10 protein-coding genes are annotated in these 15,866 nt (G+C 69.6%); 6 read left to right on the forward strand and 4 right to left on the reverse strand.

All coding sequences use genetic code 11. The features are described from left to right. Window positions 1-34: 34 nt before the first annotated feature. On the reverse strand, window positions 35-817 hold the full coding sequence (locus tag ACIBL3_RS33365) for an alpha/beta fold hydrolase (RefSeq protein WP_396357783.1): 783 nt from the start codon (window positions 815-817) through the stop codon (window positions 35-37). 351 nt (window positions 818-1,168) lie between these two features. On the opposite strand from ACIBL3_RS33365, the gene ACIBL3_RS33370 reads away from it, so the two are divergent. After that, window positions 1,169-3,469 (forward strand): M4 family metallopeptidase, encoded by a 2,301-nt coding sequence (locus ACIBL3_RS33370; protein ID WP_396357784.1) that lies wholly within the window; start codon window positions 1,169-1,171, stop codon window positions 3,467-3,469. On the opposite strand, the gene ACIBL3_RS33375 is transcribed toward ACIBL3_RS33370, so the two are convergent. Further along, window positions 3,470-4,726, reverse strand: a complete 1,257-nt coding sequence (locus ACIBL3_RS33375; protein WP_396357786.1) for an RNA polymerase sigma factor — start codon at window positions 4,724-4,726, stop codon at window positions 3,470-3,472. Between the two features lie 99 nt (window positions 4,727-4,825). On the opposite strand from ACIBL3_RS33375, the gene ACIBL3_RS33380 reads away from it, so the two are divergent. Beyond that, entirely contained in the window at window positions 4,826-7,813 is a 2,988-nt protein-coding gene (locus ACIBL3_RS33380; RefSeq protein WP_396357895.1) for a glycine--tRNA ligase, read from the forward strand. A gap of 105 nt (window positions 7,814-7,918) precedes the next feature. Here the strand turns inward: ACIBL3_RS33380 and ACIBL3_RS33385 are convergent, their stop codons facing one another. Then, a complete protein-coding gene (locus tag ACIBL3_RS33385) occupies window positions 7,919-8,911 on the reverse strand; it encodes a GDSL-type esterase/lipase family protein (protein ID WP_396357787.1) in 993 nt (330 codons plus the stop codon). Further along, window positions 8,908-9,621: a GntR family transcriptional regulator gene (locus ACIBL3_RS33390; protein ID WP_396357788.1), complete on the reverse strand. Its 714-nt coding sequence runs from the start codon at window positions 9,619-9,621 to the stop codon at window positions 8,908-8,910. The genes ACIBL3_RS33385 and ACIBL3_RS33390 overlap by 4 nt, the downstream gene beginning before the upstream one ends. 116 nt (window positions 9,622-9,737) lie before the next feature. Here ACIBL3_RS33390 and ACIBL3_RS33395 point away from each other — a divergent pair, with 116 nt between their 5' ends. The 4 genes from ACIBL3_RS33395 to ACIBL3_RS33410 all read left to right on the forward strand — a co-directional run bounded on the left by ACIBL3_RS33395 (window position 9,738) and on the right by ACIBL3_RS33410 (window position 15,863). Further along, the gene (locus ACIBL3_RS33395; RefSeq protein ID WP_396357789.1) at window positions 9,738-10,796 is read left to right on the forward strand and encodes an isocitrate/isopropylmalate dehydrogenase family protein; all 1,059 of its coding nucleotides are present in this window, start codon (window positions 9,738-9,740) and stop codon (window positions 10,794-10,796) included. Further along, entirely contained in the window at window positions 10,793-13,279 is a 2,487-nt protein-coding gene (gene acnA / locus ACIBL3_RS33400) for an aconitate hydratase AcnA (RefSeq protein WP_396357790.1), read from the forward strand. The genes ACIBL3_RS33395 and acnA overlap by 4 nt, the downstream gene beginning before the upstream one ends. Window positions 13,280-13,353: 74 nt before the next feature. Then, entirely contained in the window at window positions 13,354-14,076 is a 723-nt protein-coding gene (locus ACIBL3_RS33405; RefSeq protein ID WP_396357791.1) for a VIT1/CCC1 transporter family protein, read from the forward strand. A gap of 20 nt (window positions 14,077-14,096) precedes the next feature. After that, window positions 14,097-15,863 (forward strand): FAD-binding protein, encoded by a 1,767-nt coding sequence (locus ACIBL3_RS33410; protein WP_396357793.1) that lies wholly within the window; start codon window positions 14,097-14,099, stop codon window positions 15,861-15,863. The last annotated feature ends 3 nt before the right edge of the window (window positions 15,864-15,866 follow it).

Raw genomic sequence — 15,866 nt, forward strand, 5'->3', positions numbered from 1 at the left:
GCCCGGACCAGGTGGTCCGGGCGCCCCTGACGTCTCAGTGCAAGAAGCCGGAGATCACCGGGGCGATCGCCGACGCCTTGATCATGTGGTTCTGGCCGGGCACCTCCTCGTGCTTCGCACCCGGTACGGCGCTCCCGAGAGCCCGCACCGAGGTCTTCATCCAGCGCGGGCTCTTGCCTCCGTTCACCACCAGGACCGGCTGGTCGATGCTCGCCCACTGGGACGCGTCCAGCGGCTGCCCGAAGCAGTTCTCGCCGAGCAGCGTCGCGTCGTACGGCAGGGTGTGCGCGACCGCCTTCATGCCCTTCCAGCCCGGCATCAGCTTCATCAGCGCGACCACGAACCCGGGCAGCCCGATGCCCTTGGTCATGAAGTACTTGACCGCGTCGCCGGGATCGAGCGCGTTGAGGTCGGACACCCAGGTCCGCGGGATCGGCTTGCGGCTGTCGTCCACGACGTACGGCGGTTCGAACGCGACCACCCGCGTGATCGGCAGCCCCGCCGCGGCCGCCCGTAGCGTCAGCGCCGCGCCGGACGACGTGCCGTAGACGTACGCCGATCCGCCGGCCGCCTCGATCACGGCAGCCAGATCCTCGATCTCGCGCTCGACGTCGTACTCGGCCTGATCACCGCTGTCGCCGCGGCCGCGCCGGTCGTAGTTGTAAACAGTGAACTCGGACGCCAGTTGCTCGGCCAGATCCGGCAGCGGGCCCTGCGCCCGGCTGCACAGCGCGCCGTCGACCAGCACCAGCGCGGGCCCGTCGCCACGCCGGTCGTAGGCGATCGTCGTACCGTCCTTCGAGACGACTTTACTCATCCGCGTCCTCGCTTCGCTCCGGGCGCGGATGAGGCACGAGGTGTGCTGCGCTTGATGATGAACTCACTACGTTCGTTCATGCGTGGATCCTCCCGCGTCGGTGGGCCACTTGGCTGGCCTCGTCAACGCGTCGAACATCGGTCCCGAAAATCGACCGCTGCGTAGGAAAACCCGTGCCGAATGTGACTTAGGCCACAATGAGGTCGCGCAGTGCATCCATCGGATGACAGTCTGCAGTCAGCACAAGCGTCCGCCCCCGCTTGTCGCACCGCATGGGCGGACGTTCCGGCCGGGAGCGGGCTTGGGGGTCTCGCGACGTTCCCGGAGCCTGACGGAACTGGGAGGAACCCCGTGAAAGTACGTACCTGGCTGGCCGGTCTCGCGGCCGGCGCAGTCGCACTGACGCTCACCTCACCCGGGCTCGCGAACAGCGCCCCGCCCGACCCGGTGGCCAAGAGCCCCGAGGTCCGCAAGCTCGACGGCCCGACCGGCGGTGGCGCCGGCCTGGTCACCAAGCGCGACGCGCTCGGCCGCGCGCACTCGATCCGGCCCGCGACCCCGCTGAAGGCGCCGGTGTCGGTGGCGTCGAAGGCCGCGCGGTCGGCGACCAGCAAGCCCGACTCCCTGGCCGTCGCCAAGGCCCAGGTCGCCACGGTCGCGCCGTACTTCGGTGCCCGTCCCGCGGACCTGGTCGCCACGACCAGCAGGCTGACCGAGTACGGCTCGCAGACCCGCTTCCAGCAGACCGTCGACGGCGTCCCGGTGTACGGCGGCGAGATCGTCACCATCCTCGACAAGGCCGGCGCACTCGAGTCCGCCAACGGCGAGGTCGCATTGGCCACGTACGGCGCTTTCCCCGCCGCCGACAAGGTGGACGCGGCCAAGGCGGCGGCCACCGGTTCCGCCGTACAGGCAGTGGCGCAGCGGGCCAAGGTCGACGCCGGGAAGCTGTCGGCCGAGCTGATCGGTCCGCGCTGGTTCGACCTCGGGCTGATGACCCGTCAGCCCGGCTCGGTCGCGATCCCGGTCTACTTGTTCGAGATGACCGGCCCCGGTGACGTGCGCTGGCAGGCCGTGGTGCATGCCTCGGCCGGCAAGGCGCTGCTCGCCTGGAACCTGAACGAGAACATCAACCGGGTCGTCTGCGACGCGAACCGCGCGATCATCGAGACCGGTTACGAGGACGTCCGGTGCGGCACGGTGTTCCAGCCAACCCGCGTCGAGGGCGGCCCGCCGTCGACCGTCACCGATGTCAACCAGGTGTTCGAGTTCTTCGGCGACACCTCCGACACCTACGCCGCGCTCGGCACCGACCTGACCGAGCTGATCGGCGTGGACTACGGCGACGGCCTGGGCAAGGCGCTGCGCGGCACGGTCCGGATCTGCGTCGAGGGCGGCTGCCCGTTCGCGAACGCGTTCTGGAACGGCGAGCAGATGGCCTTCGGCGAAGGCGTCAGCACTGACGACGTGACCGGCCACGAACTGACCCACGGCGTCACTCAGCACACGTCGGGTCTGGCCTATCTGTGGGAGTCGGGTGCGATCAACGAGGCGTTCTCCGACATCCTGGGCGAGTTCGTCGACCTGACCAACGGGTCGGCAGACGACATCCCGGCGAACCGCTGGCAGATCGGCGAGGGCTCCAGCCTCGGCGTGATCCGGAGCATGTCCGACCCGACCCAGTTCAACGATCCGGACCGGATGCGCAGCGCGAAGTGGTTCGACGACACGTTCTTCCAGGACAACGGTGGCGTGCACAGCAACTCCGGTGTCGCGAACAAGGCGGCGTACCTGATCGCGGACGGCGGCTCCTTCAACGGGCAGAAGCTGCTCGGCATCGGTCTGGCCCGCTCTGAGGTGCTGTGGCACGAGACCCAGAAGGTGCTCACCACCGGCGCCGACTACGGCGACCTGGCCGAGGGGCTGCGGGCGACCTGCGCCAAGCTGGCCAAGAAGAAGAAGTCGGGCATGACCAAGGCCGACTGCGCCCAGGTCGAGCTCGGCATCAAGGCGACCGAGATGGACTTCGAGCCGACGATCGGCAAGCCGGCCCAGGCTCCGGTCTGCGACACCACCGGCGCGAAGGCCAAGAACCTGTTCAAGACCAGCTTCGCGGAGTACCCCGACGGCAAGGTCGTCCGGGACGAAGGCTGGGTGCTCGGCAAGGCCGAGGGACTGGATGGATCGCTCGTCGACACGTCGTACTCCCTGGACGGTGACGACTCGATGCTCGGCGTGGTGACCGATCCGGAGGGCTCGATCAGCCTGCAGACCGCGAACGGGACGAAGATCAAGAAGGCGACGACGTACCTGCGCTTCACGCACGCGTACAACTTCTACAACGTGTTCCTGATCTTCGGTGTCCGCACCGGCACCGCCACCCTGGAGTACTCCGACAACGGCGGCGCGACCTGGAAGGACAGCGCCGGCCTGAGCTGGGTCAACGGCCCGACCGTCGACGCGAACTTCGCCGACGAGCCGCCCGCCTGGCACGGCAACTCGGGCGGCTGGGAGACCAGCAGGCTGGACCTGGCCGAGTTCCGAGGCAAGCAACTCAAGTTCCGCTGGACCGAACACGGCAAGGACTTCGCCGACCTGGTCCCCGCCAACTGGTGGCTCGACAACGCCACCATCTACACCTGCTCCAAGTAGTCAGCAGGCCGCGGCGCGCTCCAGGAGGAGCGTGCGTTCGCGTTCGTTGCGGGTGAGTGCGGCGGCCTTCTCGAACTCGGTTCGGGCCTCGTCGAGGCGGCCGAGTTTGAAGAGGAGGTCGCCGCGCACGCTCGGCAGCAGGTGGTAGTCCTTCAGTGACGGTTCGTCCGCGAGCGCGTCGACGGCCTCGAGCCCGCGCTCGGGGCCGAACGCCATCGAGATCGCGACCGCCTGGTTGAGCTCGACCACCGGTGACGGGGTGACTTGAGCGAGTACGGCGTACAGGCCGGCGATCCGCGCCCAGTCGGTGTCGTCGGGGTCGGCCGCGCGGGCGTGGCAGGCGGCGATCGCGGCCTGCAGCAGGTACGGGCCGGGCGGCTTCTCCAGCGCCCAGGCCCGGTCGAGTCCTTCGAGACCGCGGCGGATCAGCAGGCGGTCCCAGCGCCGGCGGTCCTGGTCGAGCAGCAGGACGGGCTCACCGTCCGGGCCGATGCGGGCGTTGGCCCGGGAGGACTGGAGCTCCATCAGCGCGAGCAGACCGTGAACCTCGGGCTCCTGCGGCATCAGCTCGGCCAGCAGGCGGCCGAGGCGCATCGCCTCGTTGCAGAGCGCCGGCCGCATCCAGTCGTCGCCCGCGGTCGCCGAGTAACCCTCGTTGTAGATCAGGTAGACGACCTCGAGGACGGACGTGAGCCGCTCGAGCAGGTCGTCACCGGACGGCACCTCGAACTCGACGCCGGCCTTGGCCAGGTTGCGCTTGGCCCGGACGATCCGCTGGGCGATCGTCGCCTCCGGGGCCAGGAACGCGCGGGCGATCTCGTCGGTCTTCAGGCCGCCGAGCAGCTTCAGCGTCAGCGTCACCCGGGCGTCCATGGTCAGCACCGGGTGGCAGGCGGTGAACACCAGCCGGAGCAGGTCGTCCTCGATGTGGTCCTCGAGGATCGCCTCGACGTCATCCTCCACGCTGTCGCCGTCGATCTCGAGCTCGTGGCCCATCTCGGCGAGCTTGCGCTGGTAGGTCTCCTTGCGCCGGATCAGGTCGATCGCGCGCCGCTTGGCGATGGCCATCAGCCAGGCGCCGGGATTCTTCGGTACGCCGGACTCCGGCCACTGCTCCAGCGCCGACACCAGCGCGTCCTGGGCCAGTTCCTCGGCCAGCCCGACGTCCCGCACGATCCGGGCCACGCCGGCGATGATCCGCGCCGACTCGATCCGCCAGACCGCGTCGACCGCCCCATGAGCCTCCACAACCGTCACCCGCCGATAGTAGTCCGGGCATTGGCAGTCGGTGCGGGACGAATAGACTGCCTCCCGATACCCCCTCGGAAGAACGCTTGAGGTTCTGTTGTGCTCACCATGCAGGACGCGCTGCTGGCGCTGACGAAGTACTGGACCGACCGCGGGTGCATGGTCGTGCAGCCGTTCAACACCGAGGTCGGCGCCGGAACGCTGAACCCGGCGACGATCCTGCGGGTGCTCGGTCCCGAGCCGTGGCGGGTCGCCTACGTCGAGCCGAGCGTCCGGCCCGACGACAGCCGGTACGGCGAGAACCCGAACCGCCTGCAGACGCACACCCAGTTCCAGGTGGTGCTCAAGCCGGACCCGGGCAACCCGCAGGAGCTGTTCCTGGACAGCCTGACCGCCCTCGGCATCGACATCGATGCGCACGACGTCCGGTTCGTCGAGGACAACTGGGCCAACCCGGCGACCGGTTCCTGGGGCCTGGGCTGGGAGGTCTGGCTGGACGGCCTGGAGATCACCCAGTTCACCTACTTCCAGCAGGCCGGCGGGATGACGCTGGAGCCGGTGTCGGTGGAGATCACCTACGGCATCGAGCGGATCATGATGGCGCTGCAGGGCGTCTCGCACTTCAAGGACATCGACTACGCCCCCGGCATCTCGTACGGCGAGGCGTTCGGCCAGGCCGAGTACGAGATGAGCCGGTACTACCTCGACGACGCCGATGTCGAGAGCCAGAAGCGGCTGTTCGAGGAGTACGCGAACGAGGCCCGCCGGATGCTCGACGCCCGGCTGCCGGTGCCCGCGCACGTGATGGTGCTGCGCTGCTCGCACACCTTCAACGTGCTCGACGCCCGCGGCGCGGTCAGTACGACGGAACGCGCCAAGGCCTTCGGCCGGATGCGCGGACTGGCCCGCGAGGTGGCTCAGCTGTGGGCCGAGCGCCGTACCGAGCTGGAGCACCCGCTGGGGATCGCCGAGCTGCCCGCGGCGGCGCCCGAGCCGACCGAGTTCCCGGCGATCACCGGGACCCGGCAGCTGACGTTCGAGATCGGCACCGAGGAGATGCCGCCGTCGGAGGTCACCAAGACCGCCGAGGCGGTCCGGACCGCGCTGACCGAGAAGCTGGCCGCGACCCGGCTGGCTCATGGCGACATCACGACGTACGCGACGCCCCGCCGGGTGGTCGCGTTCGTGGCGAACGTCCAGGCCGGTGAGCCGGACGCGGAGCGGGTGGTCCGCGGTCCGCGCAAGTCGGCCGCGTACGACGCCGACGGCAACGTCACCAAGGCCGCCGCCGGGTTCGCCCGTGGCCAGGGCGTCGACGTCAGCGAGCTGCACGACCTGGACGTCGACGGCGTCGAGTACGTCGCGGTGACCAAGCCCGACCCGGGTCGCGGGGCGGCCGAGGTGCTGAGCGGCGTCCTGAGCGAGATCGTCAGCGGCCTGCGGTCGGACAAGAACATGCGCTGGAACGACCCCAAGCTGTCGTTCACCCGGCCGGTCCGCTGGCTGGTCGCGCTGCTCGGCGACCAGGTGGTCCCGGTCTCGGTGTCGTCGCTGGCCGCCGGCCGCACGACCCGGGTGCACCGGACCGCCGCCCCGCCGCAGGTGGAGATCGCGGCGGCCGAGGGATACCTGGACCTGCTCCGGATCCACGGTATCGAGGCCGACCCGGCCCGTCGCCGGTCCCAGATCGTCGAGGCCGGGCAGGAGTTGGCGAAGGGCGTCGACGGCACGATCGACGTCGAGGGTGAGTCCGCGCTGATCGACCAGATCGTCAATCTGGTCGAGGAGCCGACCGCGATCCTGGGCGGCTTCTCCGCCGACTACCTGACGCTGCCGGGCGAGATCCTGACCACGGTGATGCGCAAGCACCAGCGCTACCTCCCGGTTCGTGACGGCGACGGCAAGCTGCTGCCGCACTTCGTTGCCGTGGCCAACGGTTCGGTCGACGAGGACGTCGTCCGCGGTGGCAACGAGGCGGTGCTGCGGGCCCGCTACGAGGACGCCGCGTTCTTCTGGCGGGCCGACCTCGAGACGCCGCTGGAGACGATGAAGGGCGAGCTGGAGAAGCTGGCCTTCGAGGAGCGGCTCGGCTCGATGGCCGACCGCGCGTCCCGGATCGGCCGGATCGCCACCTCGCTGGCCGCGGTCGTCGGACTGGAAGGCGACGACCTGACCACGCTGAAGCGGGCGGCCGAGCTGGCGAAGTTCGACCTCGGCTCGCAGATGGTCGTGGAGCTGACCAGCCTGGCCGGCACGATGGCCCGCGAGTACGCGCGGCGTGCGGGTGAGACCGAAGCTGTCGCGCAGGCGCTCTTCGACATGGAGCTGCCGCGCTCCGCCGGCGACCCGGTGCCGTCGACGACGCCGGGCGCCCTGCTCGCGCTGGCCGACCGGTTCGACCTGCTGGCCGGCCTGTTCGGCATCGGCGCCAAGCCGACCGGTAGCTCCGACCCGTTCGCGCTGCGGCGCGCGGCCGCCGGCGTGGTCGCGATCCTGCGCGAACATCCGGAGCTGAAGGCGATCACGCTCGCCACCGGTCTGCAGGCTGCCGCGGCGGAGATCGGTGCCCAGGGCATCGACGTACCGGCGGACTCGCTCGACGAGGTCGCCGAGTTCACCGTACGGCGGTACGAGCAGCAGCTGATCGATCGCGGCGACGACCACCTCCAAGTGGCGGCGGTGTTGCCGCTGGCAACCGCTCCGGCGGTCGCGGACGAGACGCTGGCGTCGCTGCAGCAGCTTGTCACCAGCCCGGACTTCGCCGACCTGGTCGCGGTTCTGCAGCGGGTGCGCCGGATCGTCCCGGAGGGCACCGAGGCGTCGTACGACGCGGGCAAGCTCACCGAGCCCGCCGAGGTCGTGCTGCACGAGGCGGTCCAGAAGGTGGGCCAGGCGCCGACCGCGCTGGCCGACTTCGCCACCGCCGCGTCGGTCCTGGTCGAGCCGGTCACCACGTTCTTCGACGAGATCTTGGTGATGGCGGAAGACCCGGACCTGCGGGCGGCCCGGCTCGGGCTGCTGGCGACCATCAGCTCGCTGGCCGCTCCGGTGCTCGACTGGCAGGCCCTGGGCACCAGCCTCAGCCCGGCTGAGTGAGCGCGCTGACGATCAGCTCGTCCGGACCGAACTCCGACCACGGGATGATCCGTAGGTTGGAGTAGCGGGTCTGTGACGCCGGCGGCGCCCGCGCGAGGCTGGTGCTCAGTCGTCCAAAGTGAGCACCGCAGCGAGCCGCTCGCCGAGCAGGCGGTAGCCCTCCGGACCCGGGTGTACGTCGTCGACGTACAACGCCAGCGCTTCGTCGGCGGTGAGGATGGTCCGCCCGTCGACGATCCGAACCGCCGGATCCGTTCGGGCGCCGAGCTCCACACACGCACGTACGTCGTCCAGCGTGAGGCCGACGGCGTTCGGTTTGCCTTCGAGGTGTGGGGCGACGAGCGGCGTGAGCACGACGATCGGCGTCCCGGGATGTCCTTCGCGAACAGTCGACACAAAGGCTTCGACCTGGCCGGGCAACGTGCGGCCGCTGTAGGTCTCACCGCCGTAGATGTTGATGCCGAGGCACATCGAGATCAGCCGCGCCGGCGTGTCCCGGATCGTCCGCGCCGCGATCGGATCCAGGTGGCACTCGCCCGCGAACCCCATGGCGACCAGATCCCAGCCGTGCGTCCGAGCGACCAGCGCCGGCCACGTCTCGGACGGTCCGTACGCGCCCGTGCACTGGGTGATCGAGCTGCCGTACGTGACCCACCGCGGCCCAGTCGGCGCGAGCGGCTCGGCAGCGCCGTCGAAGCTCAGCTGACGGACCGCGATCACGCCCGAGTGCGGTAGCCAGATCTCGACCTCGCCCGGTCGGCCCGGCAGGTCGGCCACCAGCCGCTGCTCTCCGTCGCGGACTTCGAGGCGCCGGTGCAGTTCGCCGTCGACCAGCACGTCGAGTGGGCCGAGCACCGAGTAGATGCCGAGGCTCGCGCGGATCTCGAGGCTGACCGAGGACGCCGCCGTACGCCAGGAAGCCCGGACACCGGCGGGTGTCGCGGCCCGTTCCCACAGCCGGTGCCCGGGGCGATCCGGGTATCCGGTCCAGTCGATCATCCGGAAGTCGCGACCGCGCGGGTCCAGCCGCCAGTACGTCGTCCAGCCGTCCGCGTCGGCCTCGCGGTGCTGATACCCGGACCACAACGCGTCAGTCATGTTCGTCCTCCTCGGATACCCCGGAGCGACCGGGCGACGGGTTGTGCGGCGGCGGACGTGAGGCGGGCGACCGCGCGCGCACCGAGGCTGGCGTCGACGTGGGCGAGCATGACCGCGGCGGCGGTCTTGGAGTCTCCGGCCGCGATCGCGCCGACCAGTGCGAGGTGCTCGGCGTGGGTGCGGTCCAGGTCCTCCTCGGTCCGACCGTCCTCGAGAGCAAGCCTGCGGTACCGGTCCGCCTTGTCCCACAGCCCGTCCAGGGTCTGGACGAGCAGCTGGTTGTGCGAGGCGGTGTAGATGGCGACGTGGAACCGCCGGTGGGTCGCCAACTCGGCCGACCCGGGGTCGGACTGCAACGGCAGCAGCTCGTCCGCCGTCTTCCGGATCAGCTCGAGATCCTGCCGGGTCCGGCGCTCCGCCGCGAGGCCGGCCGCCAGCGGGTCGAGCGAGCGCCGGATCTCGATCAGGTCGCGAGCCTCTTCCGCGGTCAGCCGGGTGACACGGGCGTCCCGGTGCGCGTCCAGCTCGACGAGTCCTTCGGTCATCAACCGGCGCAGTGCTTCGCGCAGTGGCGTCGTACTGATGCCGAGCTCACGCGCCAGCGCGGCCTGCTGGATAACCGCGCCCGGGACGAGGTCGCCGCGCAGAAGCTGCTCCCGGACCAGCTCGTACGCGGTCTCGGCCTTGGTCGCCAGCTTGGCCTCGGTCACGGACGCACCTCCATGGTTATAACAGCCTCACGGCAGAGAGTACCTCAAACTCACGCTTCGAGACGCTCAGGGCGAGAGGTTGACGCAGAAGGTTATAACGACTCACACTCGTGGCCATGGCAGACAGGTACAGGCTGGGAGTGTTGTCCGGTGACGGCATCGGGCCGGAGATCGTGCCCGCGACCGTCCGGGTTCTCGACGCGGCAGTGGCTGCCGCCGGCGGCGCGTCGATCGGGTGGGTCCCGCTCCCGGTCGGCGCCGAGGCGATCGACACGCACGGCAGCGCGCTGCCGCCGATCACGCTGGAGACGCTCGAACAGCTCGACGGCTGGCTGCTCGGTCCGCACGACAGCGCGTCGTACCCGGAGGAGCATCGGGTCCAGTTGAACCCCAGCGGGTTCCTGCGCAAGCACTACGACCTGTTCGCGAACATCCGCCCGGCGAAGGCGTTCGAGGGGACGCCGGCGCTGGTGCCGGGTCTCGACCTGGTCGTCGTCCGGGAGAACACCGAGGGCTTCTACGCCGACCGCAGTACGTATCGCGGCACCGGCGAGTACATGCCGACCCCCGACGTGGCGATCGCGATGGGGATCTTCACCCGTCCGGCGATCGAGCGGATCGCGCGGCAGGCGTTCGAGCTCGCGATGCGGCGCCGCAAGCACCTGACCATCGTGCACAAAGCCAACGTGCTGCGGCTGACCACCGGCTTCTTCCGTGACATCTGCCGGGAGATCGCCGCCGACTACCCCGAGGTGCGGGTGGACGACTTCCACATCGACGCGATGACCGTCCACCTGGTCCGGCACGGCGCCGACTTCGACGTGCTGGTCACCGAGAACATGTTCGGCGACATCCTGTCCGACCTGGCCGGGGAGCTGGCCGGTTCGCTCGGGATCGCGCCATCGATCAACGCGTCGCACCAGCGCGCGATGGCCCAGGCTGCCCACGGCTCGGCGCCCGACATCGCCGGACGCAATCTGGCCAATCCGACCGCGATGATCGCGTCCGGCGCGATGCTGCTCGACTGGCTCGGCGCCAGGCAGGCCGCCGTACTGGTCGATCAAGGGTTGCGGGCGGCGGTCGGAAGTGGCGTTCGTACGGCGGACCTCGGTGGGACTGCGGGGACGGCCGAGTTCACCGACGCGGTCGTCGCGTCGATCAACGAGCTGACATGAACGGGCGCCGCATTCAGCCATTGCGAGGGATCGCGCCGGAACACCTGCCCCGCACCTTGCGCATCCTGCTCGAGAACGCGCTCCGGCACGGTACGGCGAGCGACGTGCTGCGAGACTGGATGCCCGGTGTGGCGGGCGAGCTGGAGGTGCACCCGTCGCGGGTGTTCCTGCACGACACGAACGGCGTACCGGTGCTCGTCGACCTGGCCGCGATGCGCGACGCGATGGTGGCCCAAGGCAAGGATCCGGCGCTCGTCGATCCGGTGATCCCGGCCGAGCTGGTGGTGGACCACTCGGTGATCGCGGACGTGTTCGGCCGGCCGGACGCGATGCAGCTGAACGTGGCGCTGGAGTACGAGCGCAACGCCGAGCGGTTCCGGTTCCTGCGCTGGGGGCAGCAGACGTTCCGGCAGCTGAAGGTGGTGCCGCCGGGCGCGGGGATCATGCACCAGATCAACCTGGAGCACCTGGCTCGTGTGGTGGAGGAGCGCGACGGGTGGCTGTTCCCCGATCTCTGCCTGGGCACGGACTCGCACACCACGATGGTCAACGGGCTCGGTGTGCTCGGCTGGGGGATCGGAGGCATCGAAGCCGAGGCGGCGATGCTGGGGCAGTCGGTGTCGATGGTGCTGCCCAAGGTGGTCGGCGTACGGCTGACCGGTGCGCTTCCGGTCGGCACGACGGCAACCGATCTGGTGCTCACGATCACCGAGACGCTGCGGGCGCACGGGGTGGTCGGCAAGCTGGTCGAGTTCGGTGGGCCGGCACTGGCCGAGCTTCCGGTGCCGGATCGGGCGACGATCGCGAACATGAGCCCGGAATTCGGGTCCACTGCGGCCTACTTCCCGATCGACCAGCGCACGCTGGACTACCTGCTCTTCACTGGCCGTGCTCCTGAGAAGGTCGCTCTGGTCGAGGAGTATGCGCGGGAGCAGGGGCTGTGGCACGAGCCGTCGGTGGAGCTCTTGTACGACGAGTACGTCGACGTCGACCTGGGCAGTGTCGTCCCGTCGATCGCCGGGCCCCGCCGACCGCAGCAACGCACGTCGCTCGCCGATTCACGTGCGACCGTTGAGACCGAGCTGCCTGCAGGTCCGCGTACTACCCAGACCCCAGGGCATGGCGCTGTTGTTGTCGCTGCGATCACTTCGTGCACCAACACGTCGAACCCGGCGGTGATGGTTGCGGCTGGATTGTTGGCCCGCAACGCGGTCGAGCATGGTCTCGCCAGCAAGCCGTGGGTGAAGACGACGCTGTCCCCGGGGTCGCGCGTGGTGATGGACTACCTCGGCGCTGCCGGACTCACGCCGTACCTGGAGAAGCTCGGGTTCCACCTGGCCGGCTTCGGCTGCATGACGTGCATCGGCGCATCGGGCGGGTTGATTGACGAGGTCGGGAAGGCAGTCCGTGAGCAGGATCTGACCGTCGCTGCCGTGCTGTCAGGCAACCGCAATTTCGAAGGCCGGATCCAACCGGACGTGCGGCTCAACTACCTCGCGTCGCCGCCGCTCGTGATCGCTTATGCGCTGGCCGGCCGGATGGACATCGATCTGCTCACCGAACCAATCGGTGTCGACGACAGCGGTCAGCCGATCTACCTCGCTGATCTCTGGCCGAGCCCAGCCGACATCGACGACGTCATCGGCCGGACGCTCAAACCCGAGTTGTTCAACACCGTGTACGACGACGTGTTCGGCGGCGACGAGCGGTGGCGGCGGCTCGATGCGCCTGCGGGGGAGACGTTCGCTTGGGGGGACTCGACGTACCTGCAGCGACCGCCGTACTTCGATCAGCCGCCTGGGTCGAGCCCGTTGACCGGAGCGCGCGCGTTGGTGCGGTTGGGGGACTCCGTGACCACGGACCACATCTCGCCCGCGGGAGCGATCCCGCCGGACAGCGTCGCCGGGCGCTACCTCCAGGGACTCGGGGTGACGCAGCTGAACACCTATGCGTCGCGACGAGGCAACCACCTGGTGATGATGCGCGGTGCCTTCGGCAACGTTCGGCTGCGCAACCAGCTTGCTCAGGGCATCGAGGGACCTGTGACGCCAGGGCCGGACGGCGTACTGACGTCGATCTTCGACGCCGCCGAGGCCTATCGCGCGGCCGGTGTGCCGATGGTGGTTGTCGCGGGCAAGGAGTACGGGACGGGATCCTCGCGGGACTGGGCCGCGAAAGGGCCGGCGCTGCTCGGGGTGCGGGCCGTACTCGCGCAGTCCTTCGAGCGGATCCATCGGTCGAACCTGGTCGGGCTCGGCATCCTGCCGCTGGAGTTCCTGCCCGGCGAGGGCGACGACCTCACCGGCGCGGAGCCGATCGACATCTCGCTCGGTGCGGACGGGTTCGCGACCGCGTCCGCTGCCGGGAAGTCGTACCGGTTGAAGATCCGGCTCGACACCCCGCGGGAGGCCGAGTACTACCGCCACGGCGGAGTTCTGCCCTACGTACTGCGCCGCCTGACCATTGCCGGGTCAGGAAAGTAACGGGTAGACTGATGTAACAGGTGATGCAATTTAACGAAGGTTACGCTCACCTAACCCGCGGAAGGACTTTCTGAATGACCGCGTCAGTAGCGGAAGAACAAGCCCCCGAAATCCACCACTCGCACCGCGACGTCACCGGAGGCTGGCTGCGGCCCGCGACCTTCGGCGTGATGGACGGCCTGGTGTCGAACTTCGCGCTGGTCGCCGGCGTGGTCGGCGGTGGCGCGACCGGCAAGGTCGTGATCATCACCGGACTCGCCGGACTGGTCGCCGGCGCCTGTTCGATGGCGTCCGGTGAGTTCACCTCGGTCTCGTCGCAGACCGAGCTGATGAAGGCCGAGATCGAGGTGGAACGGCGCGAGCTGCAGATCCACCCCGAGGAGGAAGAGCGCGAGCTCGCGATGATGTACGAGGCGAAGGGGCTGCGGCCCGAGCTCGCCGCGGAGGTCGCTCGTGAGCTGACCAGCGATCCGTCGGTCGCGCTCGACGTACACGTTCGTGAAGAGCTCGGCGTCGACCCCAACGACCTGCCGTCGCCGTGGCTGGCCGCCGGTTCGTCGTTCGCCGCGTTCGCGATCGGCGCCCTGATCCCGTTGCTGCCGTTCATCTTCGGCGCGATCAGTGTGTGGCCGGCGCTCCTGCTCAGCGCGATCGGGCTCGTCGTCACCGGCGGCATCGTCGGCAAGATCACCGCCCGCCCGTTCTGGTACGGCGGTGGCCGCCAGCTTCTCCTGGGAGGGCTGTCAGCCGCAGTCACCTTCGTGATCGGCCTCGCAGTCGGTACTGGACTGTCTTAAGCAGAGATGGAGGGCGGCCGGTGCGTGTCACGGCTTTGATCAAACAGGTGCCGAAGGGCGACCACAGTGGACGCCTGGACGCCGACGGGCGGCTCGAGCGGGCCGGCGCTGTCACGGAGATGAATCCGTGGTGCCGCCGGGCCGTCGCGCAGGCCGTTCGGCTGGCGCGGGAGTCCGGTGGGCGCAGTACGGCGATCACCATGGGTCCTCCGGTGGCGGCCGACGTACTGCGCGAGGCGCTGGCGTGGGGTGTCGACGACGCCCTGCACCTCAGCGACCCCGCGCTGGCCGGGTCGGACTGCCTGGTCACAGCCCGCGCCCTCGCTGCCACCGTTGCTCTGCTGGACGAACGCCCCGACCTGATCCTGGTCGGCGCCAGCTCCGTCGACGGCAGCACCGCCGCAGTAGGCGCCATGCTCGCCGAACTCCTCGGCCTCCCCTTCACCGGCCCCGCCCTCACTCTGCAGCCCTCAGGCACCACCCTCCACACCACCGTCCAACACGACACCGGCACGGAGTCAGTCGCCGTACAACTCCCCGCCGTAGTAGCCATAGCCGAACGCTCCTGCGACCCCTGCAAAGCACCCGCTGAAGCCTGGCCCACCCCCGACGCGATCCGCCGGGTAACCACAGCCGACCTAGCCCCCGCAAGCTGGGGCCTGGCAGGCAGCCCGACGAAGGTCGCCAACATCCACCCAGCCCCACTGACCCGAGACCCGGTGATCTTCCGCGGCCGCACCGAATCCCAGGTAACCCGCGCAATAGCAGAACTAACAGCCCGAGGCTGCTTCCACCGCCAGCCAGCCGCACCCGCCGCCCCGGTGCCGGACGCCACCGGTGGGGCCTCCATGGCTTTCTCCGGTGAGGTGGTGGTGCTGGTGGGGTCGGGGCCGGAGGCGGGGACTCAGGCTTTGCTTGGTGCCGCGGCGGCGTTGGCTGCTGAGCTTGGTGGGTTTGTTACTGCGGTTCGGGTCGGGGTGGACGGGGGTGAGCTTGCGCGGTGGGGTGCGGACCGTGTGGTGACGCTTACGGATGATGAGCCTCGGCCTGTTGTCGAGAGTCTCGTCAAGTGGATGGGTGGGCGGGATACGTGGGCTGTGCTGGGGGCCGCTTTGCCTTGGGAGCGGGAGGTGTTGGCTCGGCTTGCCGTGGCTACAGGCGGTGGGCTGATGTCTGATCTGGTGAGTCTCAGGGTGAGGGGTGCGCGGTTGTCGGGGGTGAAGCCGTCGGGTGGGGGGACTCTGGCTGAGATCGTGAGTCAGGGGTCGCCTCAGATTGCGACGATTCGGACCGGCCTGCTGCCGCTGCGGACCCCGCGACCAGACCGCGAGGTCGAGGTGCACAGCCTGCACGTCGCCGACGATCCAGGGGTACGGCGGGCTGAGCGTCGTACTGGCAACGAAGGAGACGCGCTGGACCGGGCCGACGTGGTGATCGGGGTCGGACGCGGCGTATCGCCGGACGCCTACACCGAGCTCGAGCCGATGCGCCGCCTGCTGAACGCCGAGCTCGCCGCGACCCGGAAGGTGACCGACGAGGGCTGGTTGCCGCATGGCAGGCAGCTCGGGATCACCGGGCGGAGTGTCGCGCCGCGGATGTACTTCGCGGTCGGCCTGTCCGGCAACCTGAACCACCTGGCCGGCGCGAGCCGGGCCGGGACCGTGCTGGCCATCAACACCGACCCGGCCGCGGAGGTCTTCGCGCACTGTGACGTCGGCCTGGTCGCGGACTGGCGGGAGGTGATGCCCCATCTGGTGGAAGGACTGCGCGCCCGGGTGAGCGGATAACCT

Source organism: Kribbella sp. NPDC050124, assembly GCF_044460355.1.
Lineage (GTDB): Bacteria > Actinomycetota > Actinomycetes > Propionibacteriales > Kribbellaceae > Kribbella.

Coding starts and splice junctions, on each gene's coding strand:
- acnA (WP_396357790.1), top strand. CDS start 10,793: ATGAACGGGCGCCGCATTCAGCCATTGCGAGGGATCGCGCCGGAACAC.
- ACIBL3_RS33405 (WP_396357791.1), top strand. CDS start 13,354: ATGACCGCGTCAGTAGCGGAAGAACAAGCCCCCGAAATCCACCACTCG.
- ACIBL3_RS33395 (WP_396357789.1), top strand. CDS start 9,738: ATGGCAGACAGGTACAGGCTGGGAGTGTTGTCCGGTGACGGCATCGGG.
- ACIBL3_RS33365 (WP_396357783.1), bottom strand. CDS start 817: ATGAGTAAAGTCGTCTCGAAGGACGGTACGACGATCGCCTACGACCGG.
- ACIBL3_RS33380 (WP_396357895.1), top strand. CDS start 4,826: ATGCAGGACGCGCTGCTGGCGCTGACGAAGTACTGGACCGACCGCGGG.
- ACIBL3_RS33385 (WP_396357787.1), bottom strand. CDS start 8,911: ATGACTGACGCGTTGTGGTCCGGGTATCAGCACCGCGAGGCCGACGCG.